Source organism: Eisenbergiella sp. OF01-20, assembly GCF_003478085.1.
GTDB lineage: Bacteria > Bacillota > Clostridia > Lachnospirales > Lachnospiraceae > Eisenbergiella.
In genome coordinates this window covers 1-5,442 of record NZ_QUES01000076.1, presented here as the reverse complement: position 1 = coordinate 5,442, position 5,442 = coordinate 1, and the positions used below count along the sequence as shown (strand labels likewise).

Below are 5,442 nucleotides of genomic sequence, written 5' to 3'. Positions count from 1 at the left end.
GTTGGGACATTTTCGCTTGGGGTATATAAGGACATTATCATAAATGGTTCATAATTGCTTGTTATATTTGGATTATAACATTGACATTATTGCATATTTGAATTATAATATAATTGCTTTCTATGATAGGTAGAAAGGAAAAGGATTGTTGTCAATATCTGAAAGAGCTCTTTCAGGTCTGACAGTTGTTCGGTTAGCTGACTTATGATTAGTAAACACATAAGAATGTTAATTTGAATCATCTCCTTATAATCTATTATAACATAGATTCGTATTTAACGATTTAAGGATAGCTGGCAAACACATCAAGGCTGTCTTATGACAAAATTGAATACCACGTTAAAAGAATGTCTATCAATTTGAGATGCTATCCCTCGTGTTGATAGGCATTTCGCTTTAATAACGGGGGAATTATGAATTTAGAAGAGTGGAAAGAAAAAAATAAAAAATCAAAAAATTACGCACATTTTGATGAAAGAACGTCAATATCAAATGTATGGGACTATATAAGTAATGCTGAAAACATAAAAAGTCATGGGTTTTACCCATTTATTCATTATGAAAAGAAATTTAATAAATTTACTAAAGGTGCAATTAAAGAAAAATCGCGTCATCTATGTTATTCATCACATATAGATAGATATATTTATTCTTATTATGGATATTTAATTAATCAAAAATACAACGATTATGTATTAAGGAATGGTATAAATGATGTGGCAGTTGCATATAGGGATAATTTAAAAAAGAATAATATTCATTTTGCAAAACAGGCATTTGATTTTATAAAAGAAAGTAAAGATTGTTATATAATTATTGGAGACTTTACAAATTTTTTTGATAGTTTAGACCATGAATATTTAAAGGAACGATTGTGTGAGCTTTATAATACAACGAGGTTACCAGACGATTTATATGCAGTTTATAAGAATATTACCAAATATTCAAAGTGGGAATTGGAAGATTTGTTAAAATTAAATAATCTAGCAACTAAAGACGAGGATATAAACGTATTAAATAAAAAAAGTAGAGTTTTAAATATAAAAGATTTTAGAAAATTTAAGTCAAAATATATTGTACCTAATCGTGATAACTATGGGATTCCTCAAGGCTCAGCCATTAGTGCTATATTATCTAATACATATATGATGAATTGTGATAGAGTAATCAATTCATTAGTGAAAAAGAATAATGGATTATATATGAGATATAGTGATGATTTTATTGTGGTTCTTCCAAGAGTAAATGAGGAAAGATTTAAAAAATTATTTAACATGGTAACTGGTGAATTGTGTAGTGTACCCAATTTAGTATTGCAAGCTGATAAAACTCAAATATATCATTATGAAAATGCAAATTTATTAAGCTGCAATACTCTAGTCTTGGAAAATGTTGAAAATGGTAGAAGCGTCATAAATTACTTAGGTTTTACTTTCGATGGAAAAGAAGTAACAATTAGAGATAAAACGATCACTAAGTATTATTATAGATTATACAGAAAGCTAAATACAATTGTTAAAAACGATGGTTATACGCCAAATGGCAGAAAAATTAGTTGTAAAAATGTTTATGAAAAATATTCAATAAAGGGTTCAAAGGTAAGAGGCAAAGATGGTAAGAACATGGGGAATTTTATCAGCTATGTTCAAAGAGCAGAATCTATATTTGGCGATTCAGAACCAATAAATAGAAAAACTAAACGTCATATGCTTAAGATTAGGAGAAAGATTGATAAGGCATTTGGTAAATAAACTGCTTCTATAATGCTTCTAAAATTTCTTCAAGCCATAAATACGAGCAGGATAAAAGGATAATACAGATAATAAAATCATTAAAATGAATCTAAAAACATAAGAATTATATTTACCGGAAACGAGTTTGAATAATACAAATTTGATACAGATTATTTTATGTGACAGGTGGTCTATACGATTGCCTGTCGTATTCACATTACCTCTATTTTTATTTAAAGGACAAAATTTGTTGCCAATGTTAGAATATATTCCCCGAATTGATGAAACAAAGATATTTTTGATGTTTCCTTGGAATAAAGATGAGATGCAAGAAAAATAGATTATAAAATAACGATTATAAAAGTGACACAAAGAAGCTACATTTGGAAAGAAGGAATATATGTTGCCATAAAACAATGAATACAAATATTTGATTGAGGAAATCAAAAGTAAAGTAAGGGAAAACCAGTATTGGGTTATGGTTGAAATTAATGGTAAAATGATTCAATTGTATTGAAATATTGGGAAAGAACTGAATGAACAGGTGCGGCATGGAAATACATATATTGATTCTTTGGCTAAGGTAATTAAGTTGGGTTGGCCAAATATAAAAGAATTTTCGGCAAGAAATCTTAGATATATAAAAAAAATGTATGGTTAGTGGATGTGCTTAATTGCAGGACGGCTTATGGATATAGGCAGAATTATCTTAATAAAGTGCAAAATTTTGGATAGAGGTATCCGAAAGCACATAGCGAGCTGGCAATTCAGACAATGGAAGATTCGTTATAATGCATGTGTTGCTGAGGTAGAATGTACCTTGTCAGATAGTTTATCTGAAAACTTCATGCCAAAAGATCTGTTTTTTTGAGAAAGTTATAAAGGATACATCTGAAGCAGTAGATATTAGCAGAGGAACCATTACACATGATCTTACACATATTTAGATTTTATCCAATCTGCTAAGTTGCATCTTCTGGAAAATTATGATTCTATACAAAGAGATATGGAACATAGGCCATTTATGTCATGGACAGAATGTAATGCAAGGGCAAAGGGAAATTTCTTTTAAGAAAGTAATGTTTTGAAGATTTATATGATAAAGAGCAGGCACAATTTATCATTGATAAGAAACTACCGTATCAGATTAGTGGATTTATACGGAGCTATAGTGAGGCTGCTAATAATGCTTGGCAACAGATGTATGTAGCCACATAATTTTGGGGAAGGTATTTGTACGGAAAGAGCTGTTTCCTAAGGTATTTTACAAAGAGTGTACGAAGACAAGCTCTTGGAGACAATAAATGGTATTAAACTCATATCAATTTTTTCTTAATAATAGTGAACTTGATGTGGCAGACAAAAATTAGGTGTAAATACTTGGGATTATGAGTAGTAATTGGAAAGGGATTTAATCATAAAAGATATAAAGATGTGCTAATGTAAAGAAAAAAAGATAGGACATGGAAAATAAGTTTACATACCATGAAGATGTTGGAAAGGATGGAATAGTAGAACTGATTACAGATTTTGAAAGGTTAAGCCAAAAAGTTTTAGAGAAATATGATGAAAATACTTGTATTACGATGGGAATATTAATTGCAGATCATCGACAGAGTGAAGCAAGAGAGTACATGTTAAACTATTTGAATCGTTTTGATGAACTTTCAGGAAAATATATTGATTTTTATATACCTGGTTATTATATGTATTCAAAGGATTCAAAAGATGAATGGGAGAAACGAGATCATTTTAATATATGTATTAGTAGACATTGTTCTTCGAAAAATCCAGTTTATCTAGATAGAATAGCTTCCCCGTATTACTTTGATGATTATTTATTTGAAGATTTTTTAAGGGAATTTGAGAAAAAAACGGGGATAAAATATACGTATAATCCAATGCTTATTTTAGTGGAAGTAAAAAAGGATAAATATAGAGGAATGTTGCAGCTTCAAAATAAAATGGTAATAGAACTGGATGATAACACTCCACGAGGGATTCGAAGGAGTGGACAACTATTTGAAGCTATATTTGATATTGCTAAAAGAGAAGTGAATCTTGATAGATTTGGAAAAGCATTGAGAATGAGGTTCATTAAAGGAAACATAGTGCAAAAGATTGCAAGTACGTTAGACGGAAACATTATTGAAGCAATAGAAGAGTCTGTGGAAGGTATTATGACATATAGAATAAAGTAACCTCAAGGGCAGTAATCTGCTTTGATTAAATATGTAATTTGGAAATGAGCTTCCAAAGAGTTGATGAGTTCCCTGCGAACAGAATTGAGAAAATTTGAATCAACCTGTAATGGAGGACGAAAGATGGAAATCAAAGAATACAAAACATACCATGAACCGGAAATTTTGAGACTGTACGCATCCGTTGGCTGGACGGCTTACACTGAACACCCGGAGGCTCTGCGGAAAGGCTTTGAAAATTCCATGATGACGCTGGCAGCTTACGAAGGCGAAAAGCTTTTGGGACTGATCCGCACCGTGGGCGATGGGGCTACCATCGTGTTTGTGCAGGATATTTTGGTGTTCCCGGAGTATCAGTGCAAAGGCGTTGGCTCGGCACTTTTGCAAGCAGTCTTAAACAGATACAGCCATGTTCGCCAGATCGAGTTGGCAACGGACAATACAGAGAAAACTATTGCCTTTTATCACTCTATGGGTTTTAAAGAAATGTCCGAGAACGGCTGCTGTGGGTTAATAAAAATCTAAAAGCAATCTCAATGTCATCTATATTATAATTAATCTAAACCACCTGTGATGAATCATCCAGCGTAACCGGTGATAGATTTTTGATAGTAAAAACTGGGATAGACTTTAGAATAAAGATAATCTGTAAGGAAATGAATAAAAATCATTAAAAGAGTATTAGGCAACACCTTTTTTTAAATTTAATACTACTCAATAGTAAAGTAATTTACTTCTTATATAAACATATAATAATATTGGGTTATAATCGAATAAAGGAACTATGTGATAAAAAGCAGATGACCATGTATGCGTTATCTAAAAAGACAGGTATCAGCCAGTCTTCGTTATCAAACCTGATGAAAGGGGGAAGCACACCTACTTTTTATACATTGGACAGGATTTGTGACGGATTAGAAATTACGCTGCCACAATTTTTCTCTGATGATATAGGGAAATTGGAGTTATCTTCAGAATAAAAGTAAGTGTTGGGAATATGGGAATCCTTGATGGATAGAGAAAAAGAAGCGGTTGAAATCTATGTGCGGGGTATGAAATTGAAGTAAAGCAGTCCGGTTTGGACTGCTTTTCATATATTGCCGGAAAGACGAAAAAGGAAGAAGATAATATTTGGGGTTATGGTATTCATGCTTACAGGATGTGCCCGGCAGAAGAAAAGGAAAAAGGTTTCTTTCAGGGGACGTTCTCACTCGGCTAAAAACGCAGCAGTAATAACGCTGCAAAGGGCACAGCGTAAGGACTGGCGTTTTTAGACGCCCCTTCCAGGAATCCTTACCGCACCGCCGCACCTGGGGAAAAGCCGGGTGGGCAAACCGGGCAGGCAAACCACAGGGCGGCGGACAAAGGGGTTGTGAACTGTACCTGTATCGGCAAAAAAGAATAAATTATAAGATAAGAAATTGGAATATTGCCGATAATAGAGTATAATAACTTAGGTAGTGTCAAGTGAATTATGAAAACCCGAAGCCGGGTGAACTGGCAACATT

General features: G+C 32.6%; 4 protein-coding genes. All 4 read left to right on the top strand.

Translation table 11 applies throughout. The annotated features are described in order from the left end of the window. Positions 1-413 precede the first annotated feature (413 nt). The 4 genes from DXA36_RS32370 to DXA36_RS34495 all read left to right on the top strand — a co-directional run bounded on the left by DXA36_RS32370 (position 414) and on the right by DXA36_RS34495 (position 4,914). Positions 414-1,751 (top strand): reverse transcriptase domain-containing protein, encoded by a 1,338-nt coding sequence (locus tag DXA36_RS32370; protein ID WP_118683616.1) that lies wholly within the window; start codon positions 414-416, stop codon positions 1,749-1,751. Positions 1,752-3,196: 1,445 nt separating this feature from the next. Then, positions 3,197-3,934, top strand: coding sequence for a hypothetical protein (locus DXA36_RS32360; protein ID WP_118683614.1), 738 nt, complete (start codon positions 3,197-3,199; stop codon positions 3,932-3,934). A 123-nt stretch (positions 3,935-4,057) separates the two neighbouring features. After that, positions 4,058-4,459 carry a GNAT family N-acetyltransferase gene (locus DXA36_RS32355; RefSeq protein WP_118683613.1) on the top strand — a complete coding sequence of 134 codons (402 nt, stop codon included), beginning with the start codon at positions 4,058-4,060 and terminating at the stop codon, positions 4,457-4,459. A gap of 233 nt (positions 4,460-4,692) precedes the next feature. Further along, positions 4,693-4,914, top strand: a complete 222-nt coding sequence (locus tag DXA36_RS34495) for a helix-turn-helix domain-containing protein (protein ID WP_278666266.1) — start codon at positions 4,693-4,695, stop codon at positions 4,912-4,914. Positions 4,915-5,442 lie beyond the last annotated feature (528 nt).